At 64.8% G+C, this 22681-nt stretch carries 18 protein-coding genes; 11 read left to right on the top strand and 7 right to left on the bottom strand.

From position 1 onward, the window contains the following. The first annotated feature begins 11 nt into the window (after positions 1-11). Complete coding sequence (locus tag QXZ94_RS21275) at positions 12-209, top strand: putative motility protein (RefSeq protein ID WP_172111345.1); 198 nt, start codon at positions 12-14, stop codon at positions 207-209. Between the two features lie 145 nt (positions 210-354). On the opposite strand, the gene tlpA is transcribed toward QXZ94_RS21275, so the two are convergent. Beyond that, on the bottom strand, positions 355-1044 hold the full coding sequence (gene tlpA / locus QXZ94_RS21270) for a thiol:disulfide interchange protein TlpA (RefSeq protein ID WP_315722065.1): 690 nt from the start codon (positions 1042-1044) through the stop codon (positions 355-357). 96 nt (positions 1045-1140) lie between these two features. Between tlpA and argH the strand changes: the two genes are divergently transcribed. The 4 genes from argH (at position 1141) to argC (ending at position 6152) form a co-directional block, all read left to right on the top strand. Beyond that, positions 1141-2532 carry an argininosuccinate lyase gene (gene argH, locus QXZ94_RS21265; protein WP_315722064.1) on the top strand — a complete coding sequence of 464 codons (1392 nt, stop codon included), beginning with the start codon at positions 1141-1143 and terminating at the stop codon, positions 2530-2532. A 97-nt stretch (positions 2533-2629) separates the two neighbouring features. Continuing rightward, on the top strand, positions 2630-2923 hold the full coding sequence (gene lptM / locus QXZ94_RS21260) for an LPS translocon maturation chaperone LptM (RefSeq protein WP_315722063.1): 294 nt from the start codon (positions 2630-2632) through the stop codon (positions 2921-2923). A 499-nt stretch (positions 2924-3422) separates the two neighbouring features. Further along, positions 3423-4688 carry a diaminopimelate decarboxylase gene (gene lysA / locus QXZ94_RS21255; RefSeq protein ID WP_315722062.1) on the top strand — a complete coding sequence of 422 codons (1266 nt, stop codon included), beginning with the start codon at positions 3423-3425 and terminating at the stop codon, positions 4686-4688. 489 nt (positions 4689-5177) lie between these two features. Continuing rightward, positions 5178-6152, top strand: coding sequence for an N-acetyl-gamma-glutamyl-phosphate reductase (gene argC, locus QXZ94_RS21250; protein ID WP_315722061.1), 975 nt, complete (start codon positions 5178-5180; stop codon positions 6150-6152). 325 nt (positions 6153-6477) lie between these two features. Here the strand turns inward: argC and QXZ94_RS21245 are convergent, their stop codons facing one another. From QXZ94_RS21245 to QXZ94_RS21240, 3 genes are read right to left on the bottom strand one after another with little or no spacing between them, the layout of a single operon-like run. Next, positions 6478-9333, bottom strand: coding sequence for a hypothetical protein (locus tag QXZ94_RS21245; RefSeq protein WP_315722060.1), 2856 nt, complete (start codon positions 9331-9333; stop codon positions 6478-6480). Beyond that, entirely contained in the window at positions 9320-10108 is a 789-nt protein-coding gene (locus QXZ94_RS34435; RefSeq protein ID WP_409998762.1) for a PP2C family serine/threonine-protein phosphatase, read from the bottom strand. The genes QXZ94_RS21245 and QXZ94_RS34435 overlap by 14 nt, the downstream gene beginning before the upstream one ends. Further along, positions 10105-10788, bottom strand: coding sequence for a vWA domain-containing protein (locus QXZ94_RS21240; protein WP_315722059.1), 684 nt, complete (start codon positions 10786-10788; stop codon positions 10105-10107). Before QXZ94_RS21240 ends, QXZ94_RS34435 begins: the two co-directional genes overlap by 4 nt. Positions 10789-11863: 1075 nt before the next feature. Between QXZ94_RS21240 and QXZ94_RS21235 the strand changes: the two genes are divergently transcribed. Beyond that, entirely contained in the window at positions 11864-14500 is a 2637-nt protein-coding gene (locus QXZ94_RS21235; RefSeq protein WP_315722058.1) for a TIGR02302 family protein, read from the top strand. Between the two features lie 21 nt (positions 14501-14521). On the opposite strand, the gene QXZ94_RS21230 is transcribed toward QXZ94_RS21235, so the two are convergent. Then, the gene (locus tag QXZ94_RS21230; RefSeq protein ID WP_315722057.1) at positions 14522-15397 is read right to left on the bottom strand and encodes a MurR/RpiR family transcriptional regulator; all 876 of its coding nucleotides are present in this window, start codon (positions 15395-15397) and stop codon (positions 14522-14524) included. Between the two features lie 167 nt (positions 15398-15564). Between QXZ94_RS21230 and QXZ94_RS21225 the strand changes: the two genes are divergently transcribed. Next, a complete protein-coding gene (locus QXZ94_RS21225) occupies positions 15565-17913 on the top strand; it encodes a phosphocholine-specific phospholipase C (RefSeq protein ID WP_315722056.1) in 2349 nt (782 codons plus the stop codon). Positions 17914-17966: 53 nt separating this feature from the next. Here QXZ94_RS21225 and QXZ94_RS21220 read toward each other — a convergent pair whose 3' ends face one another. Both QXZ94_RS21220 and greA read right to left on the bottom strand, forming a co-directional pair. Continuing rightward, complete coding sequence (locus tag QXZ94_RS21220) at positions 17967-18428, bottom strand: metallophosphoesterase family protein (RefSeq protein ID WP_315722055.1); 462 nt, start codon at positions 18426-18428, stop codon at positions 17967-17969. Positions 18429-18457: 29 nt separating this feature from the next. After that, positions 18458-18940, bottom strand: coding sequence for a transcription elongation factor GreA (gene greA, locus QXZ94_RS21215; RefSeq protein WP_315722054.1), 483 nt, complete (start codon positions 18938-18940; stop codon positions 18458-18460). A 225-nt stretch (positions 18941-19165) separates the two neighbouring features. Between greA and QXZ94_RS21210 the strand changes: the two genes are divergently transcribed. The 4 genes from QXZ94_RS21210 to QXZ94_RS21195 all read left to right on the top strand — a co-directional run bounded on the left by QXZ94_RS21210 (position 19166) and on the right by QXZ94_RS21195 (position 22679). Further along, positions 19166-19981 (top strand): IclR family transcriptional regulator, encoded by an 816-nt coding sequence (locus QXZ94_RS21210; RefSeq protein WP_315722053.1) that lies wholly within the window; start codon positions 19166-19168, stop codon positions 19979-19981. A 25-nt stretch (positions 19982-20006) separates the two neighbouring features. Then, positions 20007-20951 (top strand): dihydrodipicolinate synthase family protein, encoded by a 945-nt coding sequence (locus QXZ94_RS21205; protein WP_315722052.1) that lies wholly within the window; start codon positions 20007-20009, stop codon positions 20949-20951. A gap of 77 nt (positions 20952-21028) precedes the next feature. Next, positions 21029-21850: an ABC transporter ATP-binding protein gene (locus QXZ94_RS21200; protein WP_315722051.1), complete on the top strand. Its 822-nt coding sequence runs from the start codon at positions 21029-21031 to the stop codon at positions 21848-21850. Continuing rightward, entirely contained in the window at positions 21843-22679 is an 837-nt protein-coding gene (locus QXZ94_RS21195; RefSeq protein ID WP_315722050.1) for an ABC transporter permease, read from the top strand. The genes QXZ94_RS21200 and QXZ94_RS21195 overlap by 8 nt, the downstream gene beginning before the upstream one ends. Positions 22680-22681: the final 2 nt, after the last annotated feature.

The following is a 22681-nucleotide window of genomic DNA, read 5'->3' as shown; positions in this document are numbered from 1 at the left end:
GGTATATGCGTATGGATATGAGCTTGGTGGCTGCGGTCATGGCGCAGCAGGCGAGTGCGACCCAGCAGCAGGTGGCGACGTCGGTCTTGAAGCAGAATTTGGATGCGCAGAAGGACGCCGTCCTGACCCTGCTTGGCGGCGCCCAGCAGACGCTGTCGCTCGCCAATGTCGGCCCCGGCGTCGGCGGCAACCTGAACATCGCGGCCTGAGCGCGAGGGGCCTTCCTCCCTGATCCACGGTCATTCCGGGGCGATGCGCAGCATCGAACCCGGAATCCAGAGTTCGTCGGACTCATCTCGAGATTCCGGGTTCAGCCCTGCGGGCTGCCCCGGAATGACGGCCGTGGGGATAGGTCTATAGCCCCGCGGCGGCCTTAGACGTCGCCGCCTGGATCAGCTTGAGCGCATCGGCGCTGTCCCATTCGGCCGGACCGGCGATGGTGGCGATCTCGCAGCCATTGCCGTCGACCAATACCGAGGTGGGCATGCCCAGCGCGCGGCCGACCGCCTTGAGATCCTGGAACACCTTGGCCTTGGCGTCGCTGAAATAAGCGAGCTGCGTCAGCTTGGCGTCGGCGAGGAACGTCTTCGGCTTCTCCGGGTCGCGGGTGTCGATGTTGACCGCGACCACCTGGAAGGCGTCGCTGCCGAGCTTGGCCTGCAGCCCGTCCAGCGCCGGCATCTCCTTGCGGCAGGGCACGCACCAGGTCGCCCAGAGGTTCAACAGTACCGTCTTGCCGCGGAAATCCGATAATTTCTTTGGCGCGCCCGAAGCGTCCTCGAAGGCGAGGTCCGGCAGCCGCAGCGGCGCCTTCGCGGCCGTCAGCGCTGCCACCTCGCCCTTGATCAGCGGCGCCAGCCGCGCCGCGGTGTCGACCGCCCCCTGGCAGGCCTGGTCGCCGGCCGGTTTCCCCTTCAGCAAGCCCCCGAACGAAACCGCCGCGATGCCGGCCACGGCGACGACGGCCACCGCGCCGGCGACGAGCACGGTTCGGCCGCGCGAGGCGGGGCGGGCGGGGGACGGCTCTGGCTTATCGTTTGTCATCTCGGGTCGGTTGCGGCTATCAGAGGCGCGAATTTCGGGGCATCGAAATGATGTGTCCCATCCAGACGCGGTCATCAAGGTTTAAGAGCGGCAGGCATGAGCAACAAGATGTGGGGCGGCCGGTTCACGGAACGTCCCGACGAGATCATGGAGGACATCAACGTCTCGATCGACGTCGATCGCCACCTCTACGCGCAGGACATCGCCGCGTCCAAGGCGCACGCCGCCATGCTCGCCGCCCAGGGCATCATCACCTCGGGTGATGCGAAAAATATCGGGAAGGGTCTAGACACGATCCTGTCAGAGATCACCAAGGGCTCGTTCGCGTTCAAGCGGGCACTCGAAGACATCCATATGAACGTCGAGAGCCGGCTGTCCGAGCTGATCGGCCCCGCCGCCGGCCGGCTGCACACCGCGCGCTCGCGCAACGACCAGGTCGCGACCGATTTCCGCCTGTTCGTCCGCGACGAGATCGACGACATCGACGCCGCGCTCGCCGCCTACCAGCACGCGCTCGCGACCCGCGCGCTCGACCATGCCGGCACCGTGATGCCCGGCTTCACCCATCTGCAGACCGCCCAGCCGGTGACCTTCGGCCACCATCTCCTCGCCTATGTCGAGATGGCCGGCCGCGACCGCGGCCGCTTCCTCGACGCCCGCAAGCGCCTCAATGAATCCCCGCTGGGCGCGGCCGCGCTCGCCGGCACCTCGTTCCCGATCGACCGCCACGCCACCGCCGAGGCGCTCGGCTTCGACCGCCCGATGGCCAATTCGCTCGATGCCGTCTCCGACCGCGACTTCGTGCTGGAGACGCTCTCGGCCGCCGCGATCTGCGCCGTGCACCTGTCGCGCTTCGCCGAGGAGATCGTGATCTGGACCTCGCCGCTGGTCGGCCTGATCAAGCTGTCGGACAAGTTCACCACCGGCTCCTCGATCATGCCGCAGAAGCGCAATCCGGACGCCGCGGAGCTCGTCCGCGCCAAGACCGGGCGCGTCATCGGCGCGCTCAACGGGCTGCTGATCGTCATGAAGGGCCTGCCGCTCGCCTATCAGAAGGACATGCAGGAGGATAAGCAGGGCGCGATGGAGGCCTTCGCCGCGCTGTCTCTGGCGATCAGGGCCATGACCGGCATGGCGCTCGACCTGGTGCCGGACGAGGCCCGGATGAAGGCCGCCGCCGGCGAGGGCTACGCCACCGCCACGGATCTCGCCGACTGGCTGGTCCGAACCCTCAAGATGCCGTTCCGCGAGGCCCATCACGTGACGGGGCGCATCGTCGCGCTGGCGTCCAAGCAGGGCGTGGCGCTGCACGAGCTGCCGCTGAAGGCGATGCAGGAGGTCGAGCCCAAGATCACCGCCGACGTGCTCGGCGTGCTCAGTGTGGAATCCTCCGTGAAGAGCCGCACCAGCTTCGGCGGCACCGCGCCGAAGAACGTGGCCGCGCAGGCCAAGGCCTGGCTGAAGCGGCTGGAAAAGCAGCGAAAGTAGGGCTTTCGCCCGAAATTCGATCGCCGCAATTTGATCGTCCTGGCGTGGCACTCCCGCACTCGTCAGGCCGGTGCATTCTCTGTATGGTGCCGCCCGCATGGGGATTTCACACGTGAATCGCGCTCGCCGTCCAACCTCCGCCGCCCGGGTCCTGCTCGTCCTGGGCGCCTCCGCCCTTCTGCTGGCCGCCTGCGGCCGCAAGGGCCCGTTGGACCTGCCGGCCAATTCCCCGCCGGCCCCGCAGATGTCCGCGGCGCCCGCCGACACCGCGACGGACGCCGCCAACAAGCCCGGCCTGTTCAACTCCGGCTACGGCGCCGACTCCGCCCCCGCCGCCACCCGCGGCCAGAAGAAACCGTTCTTCCTGGATCCGTTGCTGGACAGCAAATAAGCCTTCGGCTCGCGGGAGCAGTCTCCCTTCGATCCAGTCTCGCTCTCCATGAGTTCGTCATTCCGGGGCATTCGCGCGCAGCGCGAATGAGCCCGGAATCCATAGCCACAGGCTGCTGCGGGGTGGCGAGGCGGCAACTCCGAGCGTGCCCCGCACGACAGCCTGTGGTTATGGGTTCCGGGCTCGCGCTTTGCGCGCCCCGGAACGACATCGAATGCGATCGCCCGCGCCTGGATGTGCCGAGCTGCTTCACCCTCCCCTGGAGGGGGAGGGTCGGCTCGCGTTGAGCGAAGCGAAATGCGAGGCGGGGTGGGGTGATCTCTCCACGCGCACCGCCGTCGCGGCTTCACCCCACCCCGCCGCCCGTCGCTGACGCGCCGCGCGTCGACCCTCCCCCTCCAGGGGAGGGTGGCAGCGCGGGTTTGACATTCCACCCCATTTCCCGGCAATTCGCCGCCACAATCACTCATCTCGCAGCCCCGCGCGCGGACACGAACCCATGAACCATTTCGACTACCGCGACGGCGTGCTGCACGCCGAGGCCGTCAATCTCGCCACACTCGCCGCCACCGTCGGCACGCCGTTCTACTGCTACTCGACCGCCACGCTGGAGCGGCACTACCGCGTGTTCGCCGACGCCTTCGCCGGCCAGGACGTGCTGATCTGCTACGCGATGAAGGCCAATTCCAACCAGTCGGTGCTGCGCACCTTGGCGAAGCTCGGCGCCGGCGCCGACGTCGTCTCCGGCGGCGAATTGAAGCGGGCGCTGGCGGCCGGCATCCCCTCGCGCAAGATCGTGTTCTCCGGCGTCGGCAAGACCGAGGCCGAGCTGCGCGCCGCGCTCGCCGCCGACATCCACTGCCTCAACATCGAATCCGAGCCCGAGCTCGATTTGCTGGCGCGCCTCGCCGTGGAGACCGGCCACACCGCCCGCATCTCCATCCGCGTCAATCCGGACGTCGATGCCGGCACGCACGCAAAAATCTCGACCGGCAAGTCGGAGAACAAGTTCGGCATTCCGCTCGATCACGCCCGCCGTGTCTACGCCCGCGCGGCCAAGATGCCGGGCATCAAGGTCACCGGCGTCGACGTCCATATCGGCAGCCAGATCACCGATCTCGGCCCCATGGAGACCGCGTTCCGCATCCTCACCGAGTTCGTGCAGACGCTCCGTGCCGACGGCCACGACATCTCCCATGTCGATTTCGGCGGCGGCCTCGGCATCCCCTATCACCTCGACCGCACCGTGCCGCCGGAGCCCGCCGCCTATGCCGCGATGGTCAAGCGCGTCTCGCACAATCTCGGCTGCACGCTGATGTTCGAGCCCGGCCGCATGATCGTCGGCAATGCCGGCATCCTCGTCGCCAAGGTGATCTATGTGAAGCACGGCGAGGCCAAGAACTTCGTCATCATCGACGCCGCGATGAACGATCTGATCCGCCCGACGCTCTACGAGGCGCATCACGACATCCTCCCCGTCAAGCAGCCCGCCCCGAACGCGCCCGCCTTCGTGGCCGATGTCGTCGGCCCGGTCTGCGAAAGCGGCGACTACCTCGCCCTCGACCGCGCGCTGCCCGAGCCCGCGCCCGGCGACCTCCTCGCCATCATGACCGCAGGCGCCTACGGCGCCGTGCAGGCCTGCACCTACAACACCCGCGCCCTCGTCCCCGAGGTGCTGGTCAAGGGCAACCAGTCCGCCGTGATCCGCCCGCGCATCGAGGTCGAGCAACTGATCGCGATGGACACGCCGGCGCCGTGGCTGTGAGGGCAAGTTGTTTGCGCGTGGTGGCCCGTGACTTGAGTCGCCTATGGCGCGGTCTTAGGCACGGCAACTCGACAGAATGCGGATCGTTGAGGGATGAAGGCGTTGCTTTCGATAGCTGACCTCTCCTTATTCCTTGGAACAGCTTCGATGCTGATCGTGGCAGCCTACCAACAGACAATGTTTTTCAAGGAGTGGCGGGAAGATCATTGCCAGAGCATGGACTTGGTGAGCAGATCCACATTGTCTCTGTTAGCGCTCTTACATCCCGCTCTTTCTGAGAGATGCCAACGGCGCCGTAGGCGTTTGGCTCTATCAGTGTCATTGGCGATATTGTTCGGATTATCTGGAGTTCTGCTTCAATTGACTACTGCTTAGGCATCAATCATCCAGCCAACAACGAATATCGCCGGCAGACCGGCCTTCTGCTTTCTCACCTACGCAGCTTCCGCCAAGCTAGAGTTCTTCCGCTCCACCAATAGGACCCCACCCATGAGCATTCGCGTCGGCATCGTCGGTATCTCCGGTTTTGGCGGCGGCGAGGCGATGCGCCTGGTCGCGGGGCATCCCGCGTTCGAGCTGGTCTATGCCGCGGGCGAGGGCAGCGCCGGCCAGCTTCTGGCGGAGCGCTTCCCCGGCGTGCCCGCAAAACTCGCCGATCTCGTGATCGAGAAGTGGGACCCCGCGCGCCTGCCGCCGCTCGACGTGCTCATGGCCTCGCTCCCCACCGGCGCCTCGCGGGAGGCGCTGGCGCGCGTGCCAGCCAGCGTGAAGATCGTCGACATCGGCGGCGACCACCGCTACGCCGACGGCTGGACCTACGGCCTCGCCGACGTCTGGCCGAGCGAGATCGCGGGCAAGACCCGCATCGCCAATCCCGGCTGCTTCCCGGCGGCGGCGCTGACCCCGCTGGCGCCGCTGCTCGCCGCGCAACTGATCTCGCCCGAGAACATCGTGATCGACGCCAAGACCGGCATCTCCGGCGCCGGCCGCGGCGGCGACAGCAAATTCGGCTACGCCGAGAGCAACGAGAACCTGATCCCCTACGGCCTGCTCAGGCACGTCCACATGCCCGAGATCGAACGCACGATCGCGCGCCTCAGCGGCGGCAGCGCCACGGGGCTCGTGTTCACGCCGCATCTGGTGCCGATGACCCGCGGCATCCTCGCCACCATCTACGCCCGCGGCCGCGCCACCACGGCGCAATGCCTCGACGCCGCCCGCCGCTTCTACGCCGACAGCGCCTTCGTCCGCGTCACCGACACGCCGCCGCAGACCAAATGGGCCACCGGCTCCAACCTCGCCTTCGTCAGCTACGCCGCCGACCCCGACCGCAACCTGGTGATCGCGCTCGGCGTCGTCGACAATCTCGGCAAGGGCGCCGCCGGGCAGGCGGTGCAGAACGCGAATCTGATGTGCGGGCTACCGGAGACGGCGGGGCTGGAGGGGGCGCCGGTTTGGCCGTGAGAGGCAGTCCCGCTCGTCATCTGAGAAACGTCAGTGTGATAAAAGTCAAAACGACGCCGCCAGCGGCTAGCAAAACTCCATTTAGAATTACTCGCCGAGCATCCACACGCTTTACGCAAGACGGGCAAAGAGTTCGAACCGAAAAATAGCTTCTTATGGACGGTTGCTTGATGCCCAAAAGCGCGTAAATAACTATCGTTAACAGGGTCGGCGCGAAACTAGAGAGCCCGGCAACGCTCGTTCCTGTCCGCACAGTTCTGCGAATCCCCTGACCTTTGTTTAAAGGCGTACCACAGAGATAGCAGACTGCCATTCTATCCTCCGATTATCCGCATCGATAGTACGTCGCTTTGCCTTTAGCGCTCGACCAGACCAAAGACTTACCTGAGACAGTCAAGGTGATAGTTGCGGGCCATCTGTCTGCCCCGACTTGGCAATGACCTCGTACTGTCCAGCCCACTCTGCTCGGAAGAAACGCATCAAACGTGCATGTTCCGCCGTCCGTGTGTGCTTCGCGCACAGAGATATTGAGTTGAGTTCCTTGCAAGCAACCCGGGTCCGCGGCCCAGCTCCCAAGAAACGATCTGGTCCGCCCGATCGCTCGAGACGAATTTAGGGTTTGGACAGTTACAACATCTAGCTGGGTATCGGCCGGCAGACGGTTGATGATCTTGAATTCCCTCAAGGCAGTATAGCTGTCCTTGTCCCATCCGAGACTGCCACCTGCCACATAGCCCAGCTCGGAAAGTCGATTGATTGCTGGGTCTGGTTTAGCGTCATCCGGGACTGTTTGAGAGGCGCTGGGTGATAATCCGGACGGAGGAGATGGAAGCGGCTTAATCTCCTGTGCGGGGGGGAGCGGCGGAACAGCCAGCGGGGTTGGCTGCAGCCCGGGAATTGCTCTCGTTTGGTCAGAAGGATCAAGTGTGTAGGGTTGTGTTTGTGCAAGCGTCGGCTGAGGCGCGCCACTCGGACTGGCTAACGTCCCCAGATTGTTAGCAGGTCCTAAAGGTGTGGGGTTTAGCGCTGGTGTCAGCTGTGTCGGAGCCGATACACTTGAAGTGCTCGCAGCCTTGGTGGATGTAACTGCCGGTACCGTAGCGGGCGTCACCGGATTTGCCGAGCTGGAGCTAGATGCGTTGATAGCCGGGGCAGCCGGCGTCTTTGGGCTCTCGATCGCGCCAACCACCACGAGAGTGGCAACGCAAGCCACGCTGAATACCCAGCGGCGGGCAGTAACATCGCCGAAAACTCTGACTTTCTCATCTGCCTCGGCCTGTTTCAATTCCACCCAAATCGACCGCGCGCGAGTGGTGAGCTCATTTCTGGATCGCTCAATTTCTGCAGCAACAGTTCTTATTGAAATGAGATCGTTCTTGAGCGCGGTCTCAAGTGATGTTCGCTTTTGAAAAATGCTGGACCGAATCCGTCCGATCTCATTTGGATCAACAGGCAAGCTGGGATTGAAAGAAAATCGTTGCTCCAGCCCCGAACGCCAAGACACCAGCTGGCCCGCCGTGACTGGTCCGAAACCCGGAATCTGCTCGATCCGCTGCTTGGTAACATCGGCAGCCGTGCTAATCCCATAGGACCTCAACGTGGCCTTCTTGCCATCACCAACGCCCTTTATTTTTGCGCTTACGACAGTGAAGCGCTCAAGAAAGCGCTTTAGCTGGAAGTCTCGCTGCTTCTGAGCAAGCTCTGCGAGCAAACGAGATTCTTCAGTAGGGAGCTCATTGTACTCGCGAATATGTAGCTCGGCGTTCCGTCTGGCGTCGCTAAACCGGGAGTTATCTCCATCCTTTCGGTATCGCTGCTCAATTTGATCCCAGAGTTTTTTGAGCTGGTGAGAGCGAGGAGTGTTCGCGTGCTGCCGCTTTGGGCTACGAAGCGCGAAGTAACCAGATAAGCCAAGCGCCAGAATGCCTACGGCGGGCGGAACGGCTCCCATTCGCAAGATTATGCTGGCCAAAATGCCGCCGAGGGTTGCCCATATGAATTGCGTCGCTGAGCTGTCGAGGGCTCCCTTGTTCTGAGCGCTCGGAAAGCTCTGCACAACTGGCATGGAACCGTTCAGTGCCTGCGCCGGGCCTGGATCACTAATTCCACGTATTGCCGCAATCAGCTGCCCAAGATCGGCTGGTGTGGCAGTGTTGACGGCGAGAGGCAGCGGAAACGCAATGAATCCTGGGAATGCATTTTCAAGCTTGCACCAGGGGCAATTCGGTGCGGACGAGAAATGAAAGTGAGCCGCAGAGGTGCTACACGAGATGAGTTGCGACTCTGCCTTCTGCAGTAGCGACACCCAATCTGCGGCTTTCGGTCGGCCGTTGTGCAGGCCCCTTGGGCCGAAGCATGTCTCGAAGGCAGCGGCGCAATCCGCAGGCAGATAAGACAACGTCGGTGCAAATGGCGGTGGCTCGGTTTGCGTCCGCGTTCTGTCGGATGAATACGCGAAACGGTATTCCGCGATAGCCCGTTCCTCAGGCATTTCGCCTTTTCCGAGATATCTTCCCGCAAACGGATGCCGGCCGAGGAACAACAGGCTGAAGATGGCGACGGCTAGGCCGAATGCGTCATGGTTCTGCGTCCGAACTGTGGTTGCGAACGGCCGTCCTTGCAGTTCGGGTGGCGTGTAGTCGGGAACGCCAACTGTACAAAAGTACAGCCGATTGTCCCTGGCGAATTGAAAGGAGTCGCAGTCGATCAATGTAGCGGTCGCATCGTCGCCGACCAATATACCAGAGTGGTTCAAGTCGCCAATAACGCATCCGGCCGCATGTACAGTCGCAACTGCTTTGGCGATGTTTAGGGAAGTTCGTACTAACAGCCTGTAGTCGGCATTGGGAAATTCATTTCGTCGGCTCGCGGGCGAGTACAGTTCATGGACCGGCTTTTGTTTGCCGACACGTCGCATCGTGAACCCAGCAAATTTTCCTCCGCCGTCGAATAAGGCCGATATTGGGAATGCTGCATTGCTGACGCGCGACTGAATGTCCGCCGCGATCATTGCGGAAATCTTCTCTTTGCGCTCTTCGGCTTTCTCGGGATGATAGATTTTCGCAACTAGATCAGGTGAACCGACGACTTCGAACACCGCTCCTTCGCCGCCTCGGCCAAGCAGTTTTCCGAGTACAACGGCCTTCTTCTGTCGATCGAATATGCTTTTAAGGCGCGACATGGGTTTTTCGGCGCGCAAGTAAGAGCGTTTTATCGTCGTCAGTTCTTTGACAGAGAGCGGGGCTTCTCAAATAATTTCTTAGATGTGACGACAAATTCCGATTTCGCCCCGTTCCGAAAGGTTTGAAGCCGGAGAACATTTGGTTAAAGAATGGATCGAACGGGCGCTTTGTTGCGAAGTTTAAAACAAGATGTTCAATGCCGTCCGTGAAGACGGCGAGTTCCGAAACTGAGCCACTTATCCCATTTAGACTGAATTTCGGCTCAGGATCGTCCGTGACGAAATATGTTGTGGATGCATACTCGCCGTGAGCAGGCCAACTTGAAACCTCCCACTCTTGCGAATTGGCTAAGCGGTGAACTGCTGCTCCGTCTCCCACATGCAGGACCGTTGCCTCCGATTGTCCAATAACGCACCCTACAAGGGTCGCCGCAAACTCGCGACGAGAGAGCCCTAGCGATTGGGAAACCGTTTCAATGCGTCCACGGATGTCGTCGAGCCAGTCGCTTGCTATGTCTCGAGAAATGTTTCCAATCGTCCCGCCGCACTTTAAGTAGTTTCGCGCGTTGCGGCAAAACGCGCGGACGGCAATGCGAGCGCCTATTGACGAATGTTGAGCTGAGCCAGCCCCGTCCGAACAAGCGACGATGAGAGCAGGTTCGTGGTCTCCGTGAACGAAAAGGCATGCGCCAGAATCGTCACAGCCCCTATTGATTTTTTGGTGGGACGTGCCAACAGCGCTTGCTGATACCCATTCCCACTCGATACTGGTCATCCCGCCGTCGCCCAACCATTTGGGGCCGTTGGGTTTTGCAAAGGCACTTGGTCGCCTGGATTAGACCTGGATACCGAGGAGAGCGAAGCAGACAGCCACTGGAAGAATTCTTTGAATTGAAGACCTTTCAGTTTCAAAGGCTCACGAGTTGCGATGGCGCGCAGCGTGTTGAAATCTGCCTCTTCGACTCCCACGGCGTAGAACATGAATGACTTTGAGGCTTCCCCCTCGTGGACGAGTTGAGTGGCCCGCGATACTGAATCCGTAGGAGTTCCGTCCGTGATTAGAAACACCCAGGGACGGTAGTTTTTGACGCCCGCCGATCTGTATATGGCCTTTCTCTCTTTTAACATGTTGATAGCCTGCTCGATGGCTTCTCCCATCGGTGTCGCACCTGCTGGCTCGATTCTTGGCGGATAAAAGTTCTGAGCCGATACGAAATCGACTTCTATTCTCACAGGGCCGAAAGTTACGATCGCCACCTCTACGCGCTTTGCGGCAAGACTGTCGGCTACTAGTTCATCTCGGAACGCCTGTAGGCCATCGTTCAATTGCTGAATCGGGGCGCCAGTCATCGAGCCCGAATTGTCCAGGACGAGGATCACGGGACACCTGTTCTCGGGATTCTCGATGAATTCGGTAGCGTGAAAAGGCTGTTGAGAGAAATCGATCTCCGACATTTGACTGTCCTTATCATTACAGTAATAGACCATTCATATACAATGCCATTGGCTTTGCAACCCAGAGGGGAGAACTGCCCACCGTCGTGAGCGCGCATTTGGCGTGACGGCTGCACCGCGTCGAACCCTCCGCGGTTCCGGTGAAAACTAGTAGTTCGCTAGGGCCGCAATTGACGCGGCTTCACTCCGATGAATCACGGTAGCGGCCAACCGATTCCAGTTGCTGCGCCCGCTCACATTCCTTTGGAGCACGTCTTGCGACTCCTAGGATGGCCTGGAAAAAGCTAGGCGTTCGCCGGTGGGTCTAAAAAAAGAGATTGCGCCATATCCGAAATCATGCTCTACTCCCTCGCATCCCGTCCCACAGAGGGGGCGCTTCGCGATCGTCACGGACGTCGGGTGCGGGATGCGGTGGGCGCATGGGGACGCAGCGCGGGCTTGCTCGCGCGGACGAACGATCCCGGTGCGACGAGGAAGTCGCGTGGTTCTGGCATCCCGGTGCTGATGCCAAGTGGGCGAGGACGTGTCGTCCGCGACGGGGCCAACAAGCCGGTCCCCGGGAAGAGCGCGTATAATTCGTAACACCATCGCGCAGGGAAGGCCGGGTGATCCCGGCTGAGCCTGTGGTTCTGCCGCGTGCTTTTTTGTTGCACGCGGACCGCAGGTGCCAGCCGGCACCTGGCCTTCCCTGCGCCCTCTGTTTGAGGAGGGTGAGAAGTCGGGCATCACTCGGGCGCGGACGGCGTCGCGAGAACGGATGTGCTTGCGAGCTTGGTTGGCAGTGCGGGCCTCGCCCTTCGAGACGCCCGCCTGCGGCGGGCTCCTCAGGGTGAGGGGCGAAGGGTTGTCTCCTGAGTTGCAGCGCTGGGCTCGACGCCAACCCTCATGGTGAGGAGCGCCGCCTTCGGCGCGTCTCGAACCATGAGGCCCCAGATGCCGCCCCGTAACTCCCCGGGAACCCAGCCGGTCACACTCCCGTGTGAAGCGGGTGCGCAGGCGGGAAAGACTTGGCACGGTGCGTGCCTCATGGATGCCTTTGTGGTAGGGTGAACATCCGGGCAACCTGGAGAGACTGTTGAGCGGCCTCACGAACGAGCCGGCCTCGCCGGCAAGCAGCACTCCCGATGGGCGTCCCGGCGATGGGCTTTCCAGCGACGGCCTTGCGCGGCTGAAGCTGGCGCAGGCGCTGAAGCGGGCGCGGTATGCCATCGCCTGGGAGCGCGGCTGGCCGCATCTCGCGCGGCTGCTGATGGTCATCGGCCTGTTCCTGATCGTGTCCTGGGCCGGATTGTGGCTCGGCCTGCCGTTCGCGGCGCGCATGATCGGCGTGTCGCTGTTCCTGCTGCTTTTGCTCGGCGCCGCCGTGCCGATCCTCAGATATCGCTGGCCGAGCCGCGAGGAGGGCCTGTCGCGGCTCGATCGCGGCTCCGGCATCGCGCATCGCCCGGCCACCGCGCTCACCGACACGCTCACCAGCAAGGATCCGATCGCGCAGGCGCTGTGGCAGGCGCAGCGCGAGCGCACGCTGGCTTCGGTCAAGCGCATCCGCGCCGGCACGCCGCGGCCGCGGCTGTTGCTGCATGATCCCTGGGCGGTGCGCGCGCTGGTCGTCGTGCTGCTGGTCGCGACCTGGTTTGCCGCCGGCGACGAGCGACCGATGCGCATCGCCTCGGCGTTCGACTGGAACGGCGTGATGACGCCGGTCGCGATCCGCGTCGATGCCTGGGTCAAGCCGCCGCTCTACACCGCGAAGCCGCCGATCATCCTGTCCGCCGCCAACAAGGAAGGCGCGGTGCCGGCGAACGGACCGATCGTGGTGCCCGCGGGCTCGACCCTGATCATCCGCTCCAGCGGCGGCACGCTCGACGTCATCACCGGCGGCGGCGTGACCGAGGCCGCGGCGAACGAGGTCGCCGCCGGCGAAGCCGCGCCGAAGGGCACGACCGAGAAGCATTATGTCATCAAGTCCGACGGCACCGTGCATGTGCGCGCGCCCTCGGGCCAGCCGCAATGGGTGTTCGCGGCCACGCCGGACAAGCCGCCGGTCATCAGCATGGCCAAGGACCCCGAGCGCCAGGCGCGGGGATCGCTGAAACTGTCCTACAAGATCGAGGATGATTACGGCGTCACCGAAGCCCGCGCCAAGGTTGCCGCGCGCGCCGCCGAGACCAAGCCGGACGCGCCCGCGGCGCGGCCGCTGTTCCAGCCGCCGGAGTTTCCGCTGGTGCTGCCGAACGCGCGCACCCGCAACGGCCTCGGCCAGACCGTCAAGGACCTGAGCGAAGACCCCTATGCCGGCGCCGACGTCACGCTGACCCTCACGGCCAAGGACGAGGCCGGCAACGAGGGCACCAGCGAGCCGTTCGAGACCAGGCTGCCGGAGCGGCTGTTCACCAAGCCGCTGGCGCGGGCGCTGATCGAGCAGCGGCGGATCCTGGCGCTCGACGGCAACCGCAATGGCGACGTGTTCACCGCGCTCGATGCGCTGGCGATCGCGCCGGAGCTGTTCTCGCCGGAGCTCGGCCAGTATCTCGGCCTGCAGTCGGTGACGCGCCAGCTCGAGGCCGCGCGCACCGACGATGCGCTGCGCGAGGTCGTCGCCAGCCTGTGGGCGCTCGCGGTCACGATCGAGGACGGCAACATCTCCGACGTCGACAAGGCACTGCGCGCGGCGCAGGACGCGCTGAAGCAGGCGCTGGAGCGCGGCGCCAGCGACGAGGAGATCAAGAAGCTCGCCGAGGACCTGCGCAAGGCGATGGACAACTACATGCGCCAGCTCGCCGAGCAGCTGCGCAACAATCCGCAGATGGCGCAGCGGCCGCTCGACCAGAATACCAAGGTGCTGCGCCAGCAGGACCTGCAGAACATGATCGACCGCATGGAGCGGCTGTCGCGCCAGGGCGACAAGGAGGGCGCCCGCGAGCTGCTCGAGCAGTTGCAGCAGATGCTGGAGAATCTGCAGATGGCGCAGCCGGGCCAGGGCGGCGACCAGGACATGGAGCAGGCGCTCAACGAGCTCGGCGACATGATCCGCAAGCAGCAGCAGCTTCGCGACAAGACCTTCAAGCAGGGCCAGGACTCCCGGCGCAACCGCGGCAAGCAGGGTCAGCAGGGCGATCAGGACCCGAGCATGGGCGATTTGCAGCAGGACCAGCAGGCGCTGCGCGACCGGCTGAAGCAGCTGCAGGAGCAGCTCGCCAAGCGCGGCATGGGCCAGAAGGGCGAAAAGGGACAGAAGGGTCAGAAAGGCCAGAAGGGGCAGCAGGGCCAGCAAGGCGAGCCGGGGGATCAGGGCGAGCAGGGCGATGGCGGCGACGGGCTCGACGAGGCCGACGGCGCGATGGGCGATGCCGGCAGCCAGCTCGGCGACAGCAACGCCGACGGCGCGGTGGAATCGCAGGGCAAGGCGCTGGATGCGCTGCGCAAGGGCGCCAAGAGCCTCGCCGAGTCGATGCAGCAGGGCGACGGCGACCAGCCCGGCGACGGCCCCGGCCAGCGCGCCGGCCGCCAGCAGGGCGCGCAGCAGACCGATCCGCTGGGCCGTCCGATGCATCCGGGACGCGACATCGACGATTTCTCGCAGAAGATCCCGGGCGAGATCGACGTCCAGCGCGTGAGGCGCATTCTGGAAGAACTGCGCCGCCGCCTCGGCGACCAGTCACGGCCGCAGCTCGAGCTCGACTACATCGAGCGGCTGCTGAAGGACTATTAGTTCGCGCGCGGGCTGCGGATATCAGTAGCGCTTCTCGGACAGGATGCGCGCCGCGTGCTGCAGCTTCTCGACCGAGCGCTCGGTGTCGGTCAGCGCGCAGCAGCTGACCAGCGTGTCGATGATCGCGAGCTGCGCGACGCGGCTGCTCATCGCCTCCGGCCGGTAGCGCGTCTCGTTGGCGACGGTGTAGAGCAGCACCTCGCAATGCGCCGCCAGCGGCGACTTGCCGAGCCGGGTGATGCCGATGGTCCGCGCTCCGGCGGACTGCGCGAGACGCGTCGCCAGCACCGTCTCGACCGTGCTGCCGGAATGCGACACGGTGACGGTGGCGACCTCAGGCCCGGTCATCCCGGCGCTGACGGCCTGGACATGGGAGTCGACGATGGCATTCGCGGCGAGCCCGAGCTGCAGCAGCCGATACGACAGATCCTGCGCCACCGGCGCCGAGCTGCCGATGCCGTAGATCTCGATCCGCCGCGCCTCGCGCAGCAGCCGCGTCGCCTGCGCCAGCGCGTCCATCGACAGCAGCCGCCGCGTCTCCTGCAAGGAGGCGGCATGGGCGGCGAAGATGTGGTCGGTGACGGTCGCCGGATCGTCGCCGCGATGCAAATCCTCCTGGATCAGCCGGACCGGCTCGATCAGGTCCCGCGCCAGCATGATCTTGAGCTCCTGGAAGCCGCGCACGCCCACCCGCCGGCAGAACGACACGATGGTCCCCTCGCTGACCCCGCAGGCCTCCGCCACCTCGGTGATCGACATGTGGATGAACGGCTCCGGCCGGGCCAGCACCAGCTCCGCGATCTGCCGCGCCTTCGGCGGCAGCTCGTTCTGCAGCTCCCGCACGCGGGACAGAATGCCGGTCGCAGCCGGTCCGGAGCTGAAGGTGGAACCCGTCACGCGCGCCTCATGCGTTCGACTGAGAAAATCTCATCGTGAATCCGATCATAAATAAATATTTCACAGCGACGTCAAGTCGCACTGCTACCCCTTCGGCCGCTCCCAGGCGGAGGCCGTTGCCCGGCCGCCGCCGATGTCCTCTTCAGGATTTCAGAAGGCCGAACATCATGACAACACGTCGCGACTTTCTCGCAGGCGCCACGGCGGCTGCCACCTTCGCCAGCATCCGCCAGGCATTGGCCATTCCGGCGCGGCGCCGGACCGGCACCATTCAGGACGTCAAGCACATCGTCATCCTGATGCAGGAGAACCGCTCGTTCGACCATTACTTCGGCACGCTGCGCGGCGTGCGCGGCTTCGGCGACCGTTTCCCGATCCCGCTGGAGAGCGGCAAGCCGGTCTGGTTCCAGTCCGACGGCACCCGCGAGATCCCGCCCTATCACCGCGACTCCACCACCTCCAACGCGCTGGTCGGCTACGGCACGCCGCATTCCTTCGGCGACAGCCAGGCGGCGTGGAATCAGGGCAAGATGGGCTATTGGGCGAAGTACAAAACGCCCTATGCGATGGGCTATTTCGGCCGCGACGATATCCCGTTCCAGTTCGCGCTCGCCGAGGCGTTCACGATCTGCGACGCATACCACGCCTCGATCACCACCGGCACCGATCCCAACCGCATCGTGTTCTGGTCCGGCTCCAACTTCAATCCGGCGCTACGCGCGCAGGGCATCAACTCCACCACCAACGATTCCGAGCCGAACAATCTGCGCTGCTGGCCGAATCCGCACAATTGGGTCGCGGGCCAGCCGCAGCCGCAGGCGAGCTACAAATATGTCGGCAGCGACTTCAACTGGGACACGCTGCCGGATCTGTTGAACAAGGCCGGCGTCAGCTGGCACATCTATCAGGACATGAACGACAACTGGACCGGCGCGATGCACGGCTGTCTCGCGTTCTCCAGCTTCCGTCATGCGCAGCCGAACGATCCGAACTATGTCCACGGCCTGACCGGCGGCCCGGACTATCTCGACCGGCTGAAGGCCGACGTCATGGCCGGCACGTTGCCGCAGGTGTCGTGGATCCTGCCGACGCAGGCGAACTCCGAGCATCCCGGCGGCGGCAGCCCGACCCGCGCCGGCAATTTCACCGACCAGGTGCTGGAGGCGCTGACGGCCAATCCCGAGGTCTGGAGCCAGACCGTCTTCTTCCTGACCTTCGACGAGAACGACGGCTTCTTCGATCATCTGCCGGCTCCCGCCGTGCCGTCTTACGACGTCAACGGCAGACTGATGGGCAAGGCGACCTTGCCGCTCGACGGCGAATATTTCTCCAACACCGTCGGCAACGTGCTGACGGCGACCGACACGATCAGCGGCAACATCCGGCCCTGGGGCCTCTCCGCCCGCGTGCCGATGTATGTGGTCTCGCCCTGGAGCAAGGGCGGCTGGGTCAACTCGCAGGTGTTCGACCACACCTCGGTCGGCCGCTTCCTGGAGAAGCGCTTCGGCATCAAGGTCGAGGCCATCAGCCCCTGGCATCGTGCCGTCTCCGGCGATCTGACCTCGGCGTTCGATTTCGCCAGCCCGAACGATCCGCGCTTCCCGGAGCTGCCCGACCAGAGCAACTGGCAGGCGTCGGATGCGCACCAGAAGACCTTGCCGGCGCCGGTCGCGCCCGCCACGCCGCAGCCGCTGTTCCAGGAGACCGGCGCGCGCTACTCGCGCCCGCTGCCCTACATCCTGCACGCCACCGCGAAGGTCGATGCTGCCTCCGGCAAGGTGAAGCTGCTGTTCGCCAACACCGGCTTCGCCGGCGCCGTGTTCCACGTCTACGACAAGCAGCACCTCGACCTCATCCCGCGCCGCTACACCGTCGAGGCCGGCAAGATGCTGGATGACGAATGGAGCGTCGGCCCTGACGGCCTCTATGATCTCTGGGTGCTCGGCCCGAACGGCTTCCATCGCCACTTCAAGGGCGACCTCGACAAGGTCAGAGCGTCGAACGCCGCCAATCCCGAGATCTTCGTCGGCTACAACGTCTTCGAGGGCGGCCTGCACATGCAGCTGCGCAACGACGGCCATGCCCGCGTGACCTTCACGGTGAAGTCCAACGAGATCTATGGGCCGCTGCAGGCCGTCACCGCCTCGGTGTCGGCCGCGCTGGAGCCGCAATGTCCCGGCTTCGGGCCACAGCCCGGCTTCCATCCCGTCGGCTTCGGCAACGTGCCGGGCTTCCGCAGAGCTCCCGATCCCGACGCTCCCGGTTTCGGCTTCGGCGCGCCAAGCTTCTTCCCCGGCCCGAGCCATGGGGGCCCGTCGACGTCGTGGACCGTCAAGGTCTTCGCGCCCGGCCGCCACGGTGAGCTGTACTGGCATCTGCGCAAGTCCGGCCTGTGGTACGACTTCGTCGTCACCAGCGACACCGACGACAGCTTCTACCGCCGCGTCGCCGGCCACATCGAGACCGGCCGTGCCTCGTTCAGCGATCCCGGCATGGCGCTCGCCGACCGCTTCTGATCGCGGTGGTCCTAATCAGTTGCGGAGGGCGCCCCTGGGCGCCCTCTCGCCATTCAGCCGCCGCCGAGATCGTGAATCAGCGGCGACAGACTGCCCGAGGAGATATCGAGCGTCGCCAGCGTGATCGGCAGCTTGAAGCGACGCGGTCCCGCACTGCCGGGATTCAAGTAGACCACGCCATTGCGGGTCTCGATGCGGGCGCGATGCGAGTGGCCGGAGATGACCATGTCGATGTCCTCGGCGGCCGGATCGATTGTGAGATCATGGACGTCATGCACGACGTGAAAGCGTCTGCCGCCAAGTTCGACGGTCTGGGTCGCAGGATAGGCCTTCGCCCACTCCGCACCGTCGATGTTGCCGCGGATCGCGGTGACCGGTGCGATGGCGCGGAGATGATCGATGATCTCAGGACGGCCGATGTCGCCGGCGTGGATGATGTGATCGACGCCGGCGAGGCGTTGCTCCGCTTCCGGGCGGAGCAGGCCGTGCGTGTCCGAGATGATGCCGATGCGCATGGCGGAAGCTCACCTGATGCGTTGAGCGCTCACGCGATGCTCAGGATTTCCAGCTCCTGGCCCGATGCTTCGATCACGTCGCCGACCGCCTTGCCCATCAGCAGCCGCGCGACCGGCGCGACGTGGGAGATCATGCCGAGCTTCGGGTCGGCTTCGTCCTCGCCGACGATTGCGTAGGTCTGCACGCGGCCGTCGCCGCGCCGGAACGTCACCGTGCTGCCGAACGCGATCGTCGCGGTGGAGGCGGGCGGTGGCATCACCTGCGCGGTGCGCAGCCGCGCCGAGAAATAGCGTGCATCGCGCAGCGGCAGCGCCTGCTCGCGCCGGCGCTCGTTGACGTCCTCGATCGCTTGCGCCGCCTCGTAGGCCGCCTGCGCCTGATGAAGCTGATCCTGAAGCGCCTTAAGTCCCGCCTCGGTGACGAGGTTCGGATGCGGCGAGACCGGCCGGTCCGGCAGCATCGTCTCCGCAGCCGTCTCGGCGCTCTCCTCCTTGGTGAATGCAACGCTCACGCGGGTCTCCTGCAGGCGCCGCCGGATGCGCAGCGCGTCGGGGAGAGATCATGCGGCGGAGACGAATTTCAAGCGGCAGGCGAGCGCCATGCGCACGGCGTGCCCCTTGACAGGGGTCGATAACGCAGCTTGAATATACGAACTATAGTTCGCAATCCGAACCTTAGCAAGCCGAAAATGCCCGCCATTGAGACGGGCGTCAAGCAGGAAACGTCGGAGCCTCCCGTGGACGAGGAAACCAAGGCCGGGAAAAGCGTCGTGCAGTCGCTGGCCAAGGGCTTTCAGGTGCTCAACGCCTTCACCAGCGAGGAGCCCGAACTGGTGCTCGCAGACGTTGCGCGCCGCGCTGGGCTCGACAAGGGCACCACGTTCCGCCTGCTCAACACGCTCGTCATGCTCGGCTATGTCGAGAAGGTCGCGGACACCCGCCGCTTCCGCCTGACGCTGAAATGCCTCGACCTCGGCTTCAACGCGATCGCGCGCTCCGAGCTGCGCGACCAGGCGCGGCCAATTCTCCGGAGTCTGGTCGGCGAGATGAACGAGGCGGCCTCGCTCGCCGTGCTCGACGGCAGCGACATCGTCTATGTCGAGCGCATCCAGGCCGGCCTCGTCCGGCTCGGCGTCGACGTCCGCATCGGCAGCCGCGCGCCGGTCTATTCCACCGCTGTCGGTCAGGCGCTGCTGGCGCTGCTGCCGGTGGAGACGCAGATCGAGGTGCTCGAGGCGCAGCCGCGCATCAAGCGCACGGAGACCACGATCACCGATCTCGACGCGCTGTTGCAGCGCCTGCGCCACGTCAAGACCGCCGGCTACGCGCTGTCCAACCAGGAAAACGCGCCGGGGCTCTGCGTGCTCGCGGCTCCCGTGGTCGATCGCGACGGCGTGCCGCTCGCCGCGATCAGCGTCGCGGCGCCGACCATGCGCATCTCGGCCGAGGCGTTCGAGCGCATGGGCGTGGCGCCGCTGCTGCGCGCTGCCGCGCAGCTGTCGCGCGCGCTCGAAGCCATGGGCGGCGCCACCGCCACCGTTTCCAACCGATAACACCAGAACTCACGAGGAACCCGACATGAGCGTCATGACCAACTTCAAGGGGATCATCCCGGCGATCGCCGTCCCCTTCAACGCCGACCATTCGATCGACGAGGCCGAACTGACGCGCTATGCGGCCTGGCTCGGCAAGCGCCGCGGCATCGTCGGCATCATGACCAACGGCCACACCGGCGAGGTGTTCAGCCTCACCGCCAAGGAGCGCGCGGAGGTCACGCGCATCGTCGCCAAGGCGCTCACCGGCATCTGCCCGACCATCTCCTCCGTCGTCTGCGAAGGTATCAAGGACGGCATCGAGCATGCGCTGATGGCGAAGGAGGCCGGCGCCACCGCGCTCGACATCATGCCGCCGCATCACTGGCTGCGCTTCGGCTTCAAGCGCGAGCATTGCCTCGACTACTTCAGCGCGATCGGCGAGGCGACGAGGCTGCCGCTGATCGTCCACGTCTATCCGGCCTGGACGCGCGCCTCGTTTTCGTCGGAGCTGCTCGCCGAACTCGCACGCCTCGATCACGTCCAGGCGTTCAAGATCGGCACCCGCGAGATGAACAAATATGCCCGCGACCTGAAGGCGATTCGCGCGGCGTCGCCGCACAAGGCGCTGCTCACCTGCCACGACGAATATCTGCTGGCCTCGATGGTGCAGGGCGTCGACGGCGCGCTGGTCGGCTTCGCCTCGCTGATCCCAGACCTGATCCACGATCTGTTCACCGCCGTCACCGCCGGGGATCTCAAGCTCGCCATGAAGCTGCAAAGCATGATCGATCCGCTGAAGGACGCGGTGTATGGCGCGGGCGAGCCGACCGGCGAGGCCCATGGCCGCATGAAAGCCGCGATGCAGGTGGCCGGCGTCATTCGCGACGCCACCGTGCGTCCGCCGACGCATGCGCCGAGCGCCGATGAGATGGCCGCGATCCGCGCCGCGGTGGCCGCGGCTGGATTGACGGTGCAGGCTGCGGCCTGAGTTTGCGACGACCCGGCAGCCAGGCCAGGCCCGGCTGCCGTGGCTAAATCAACGAACAAGATTCCGGGTGGACGCTCATGCTGATGATGGATGTCGAGACCGCACCCCGGCGCGCTGCGCCGGACGATGTGCTGATCGCGATCGACCAGGTCTCGAAGACCTACGTCTCCGCCTCCGGCGCGGCGGTGCATGCGCTGAGCCGCATCTCCCTCGACATCAAGCCGGGCGAATTCGTCTGCGTCGTCGGTCCGTCCGGCTGCGGCAAGAGCACCTTGCTGCGTCTCCTCGCGGGTCTCGACAGCTATAGCGAGGGGCGCCTGCTGCTCGACGGCGAGAAGGTCGCCGGTCCCTCACGCAAGGTCGGCGTCGTGTTCCAGGCCGCCAATTTGCTGCCTTGGATGACGGTGCGCGACAATGTCGGGCTGCCCCTGCGCGTCGGTGGCCAGCACGCGCCGGCCGGCGACCGCATCGAGCGTCTGCTCGCCGTCACTGGCCTCGGCGATTTCGGCGACAAATATCCTTACGAGCTGTCCGGCGGCATGCAGCAGCGCGCCGGCATCTGCCGCGCGCTCGCGCGGGATCCGGAAATCCTGCTGATGGACGAGCCGTTCGGCGCGCTGGATGCACTGACGCGCGAGCGGCTGAACCTCGAGCTGCAGCGAATCTGGCAGGAGAACCGCAAGACCATCCTGCTGATCACGCACTCGATCTCCGAGGCGATCTTCCTGGCCGACCGCGTCATCGTGATGTCGGCCCGCCCCGGCCGCATCCTCGCCGATCTCCACGTCCCGATCCCGCGGCCGCGGACGTTCGACGACATCGTGCTGCATCCGGACTATGCGCGGCTCGCCAAGGAGGTCCGCGGACTGCTTAACGCCCAGGAGCACGGTCATGACTGATCTCGCCAACATCGCCGCGCCCGCCATGACCCAGCCGACAAAATCGCGCCGCCGCTTCAATCTTGGATCGCCGATCGCGTGGATCGGTCTCGCCGTGCTGATCCTGAGCTGGATCGCCGCCGTCAAGCTGCTGAACATCCCGTCCTACATCCTGCCGAAGCCCGAGGCCGTCATCCGTGCGTTGTGGTCCGGTCTTGCCGTCAGCCCGGCGAGCCCGCTCGGCTACTATCTGCCGCTGTGGAGCACGCTGAGCAACGCCGCCGCCGGCTGCGCGATCGGCGTCGGTCTCGGCCTCGTGATCGGCTCGCTGATGGCCGAAGTCGAAGCCATCGAGCGTCTTGTGATGCCCTATGCCTTCGCACTGCAGAGCCTGCCGAAGGTGGCGATCGCGCCGCTGGTCGTGATCTGGTTCGGCTTCGGCGACGGCTCGAAGATCGCGATCTCGGCGCTGCTGTCGTTCTTCCCGGTACTGATCAACAGCTTTACGGGCCTGCGCGCCGTCGAGCCGGAGCGGATCGACCTGATGCGCTCGCTGTCGGCCTCGCGCTTCGAGACCTATCGCATCGTCAAGCTGCCCAACGCCGCGCCCTTCATTTTTGCCGGCCTCGACATGGCGGTGGTGTACGCGCTGCTCGGCGCCATCGTCGCCGAGTTTCTCGGCGCGCAGCGTGGCATGGGCGTCGTGATCACCCAGGCGCAAGCGGTGTCGGATGTCGCCGGCGTGTTCGCCGCGCTGATCATCCTCGGTGTGCTCGGCATCGTGCTGCACGGGATCGTGCGCTGGTGCGAGTCCAAGGTCGTGCATTGGGGTGCGAACAGAAAGAAATAACA

It is taken from the genome of Bradyrhizobium sp. SZCCHNS2022 (assembly GCF_032377575.1).
Lineage (GTDB): Bacteria > Pseudomonadota > Alphaproteobacteria > Rhizobiales > Xanthobacteraceae > Bradyrhizobium > Bradyrhizobium aeschynomenes.
The sequence above is the reverse complement of the archived record's forward strand: the minus strand, read 5'-3'. Positions and strand labels throughout refer to the sequence as shown.